Source organism: Bradyrhizobium sp. 23 (assembly GCF_023073295.1).
Classification (GTDB): Bacteria; Pseudomonadota; Alphaproteobacteria; order Rhizobiales; family Xanthobacteraceae; genus Bradyrhizobium; species Bradyrhizobium canariense_D.
The window spans coordinates 268,741-270,445 of the sequence record NZ_JADPJF010000103.1 but is presented as its reverse complement, the minus strand read 5'-3'; the positions used below and the strand labels follow the sequence as shown (position 1 = coordinate 270,445).

Here is a 1,705-nt window from a genome sequence, read left to right as displayed (position 1 = left end):
CCATCCACTATGGCGCAGCTTCTCCGTATCCAACCGACGCCTCTGGAATACTGGGTCGCCCGGTCAAGCCGGGCGACGACAAGAGGAGAAAGCGTACTAAACCGATTAATGCACAGCCGAGGCCGCGCGCTTGGCGGCAACCGGCTTCGGCGCAGGCTTCGCGTTGGCCTGCGGGGCGCTGTCCCAGCCGCCGTTCGGGGCCGCAACATTGACGGCGTCGTCGGGCTGCGGTTCGGCGCTGAAGGTCTGGATCGCGAGCTTGGCGGCGGCGAGCGATTGCGGGTCGAGCCGCTTGGCGACGTCGTCGCGCTTGCCGGCCGCGTCCGCATCGCCCTGGGCGGCGGCGAGCGTGAACCATTTATAGGACTCGGCGAGGTTCTGCTCGACCCCGATGCCGCGGGCATAGAGGATGCCGAGGTTGAACTGGCTGTCGGCGACGCCGCGGTCGGCGGCCTTCCGGAACCACAGTGCCGCGCTCTTGTAATTGGCTCCGCGTCCGCCGCCATCGGCGTCGAGCACCGCGAGATTGTGCATCGCCTTGGCGTTGCCGCGCTCGGCCGCCTGCGTGTAGTAGCGGCGGGCGATGTCGGCGTCCTTCTTCACGCCAAGACCCTTTTCGTAGAGTGTCCCGAGGCGGAAGGTTGCGGGCACGACGCCGGCCTGCGCCGCACGGTCGTACCATTTGGCGGCTTCGTCGTAATTCGCGGCCACGCCCTTGCCCTCGGCAAAGCGCACGCCGATCTCGTAGGCCGCGGTCGCATCGCCCTTCATCGCGGCGGTGCGCAAGCCGGGGCCACCGATGCCGTCAGGCAGCTTTTCGGTCGGCGGCACCTGGATCATCGCGAGTTTCGCGCGGCTCGTGCCCGACAGCGCGCCGGTGACGTCGCTCGACGCCGCAGGCGGGGTTGGCGCCGCGGTTTGCGGGATTTCGACCGAAGCGGTGCCGCTCGGGCTCGTCACGGACCCCGGCGCGGCATTGTTCTGCGACTGCTTTCCGATCGGCGTCGGCGAGGTCATCGAGGGCGTGACCTGCTCTGGCGCGGCGGGCTTGTTCTCAATGGACGGCATGGCTCGCGGCGCGGGCTCGCTCGACGTATTCTCCATCGCCTGCGGCGCTGGCGACGAGCTGCTGCCATCGAGCAGGTTCATCGCCATCTTGAAGGTGCCGAGCACGATCACGACCACGCTCGCGCCGACCAGCAGCGAGCGGATCTTCGAGGTGATGGTCGACCCGCCTTCCTGGCCCTTGTCCTTGGCGCGACCGGCAGACGCCTTGGCGGCCCGGCCGGTTTTCTCGGGTGGCTGCGCGGCGGCGGCTTGCGCTGCGCGGCGCGCGGCAGCGATGAAGCTCGACGACGACACCGGCTCCTTGGGCGCGGCCGGGATTTCGCTGATTGCGCTTTCGGACGCAGCGATGCGCTCGGACGGCGTGGCGATGCGTGCACCCGGCCTTGTGCCCGGCTCGAGCGGATGATCCGGCGGCAGTTCGGGCGCAAGCGCGGCGCGCGTGGGCGCGGTATGCGGCTCCAGGATTTCGCTGATCGCGCGTGGCGGAACCGGCGGTGCCATCGGCATCGGCGGCGGCGCCGCCGGCGCGGCGGCTTGGAATTCGCGCGGCGCGGCGGCGAAGGCGGCGTGCGCCGCCTGCGCGGCGGCTGGATTGGGCAGCTCGGGCTTCGGATCGTATTTCGGGTGCTGCTGTTGC

General features: G+C 70.0%; 1 pseudogene. It reads right to left on the bottom strand.

Annotated features, from left to right (window positions below):
- Positions 1-105 precede the first annotated feature (105 nt).
- Positions 106-1,705 (bottom strand): annotated as a pseudogene (locus IVB32_RS26345) (hypothetical protein); the annotation flags it as partial.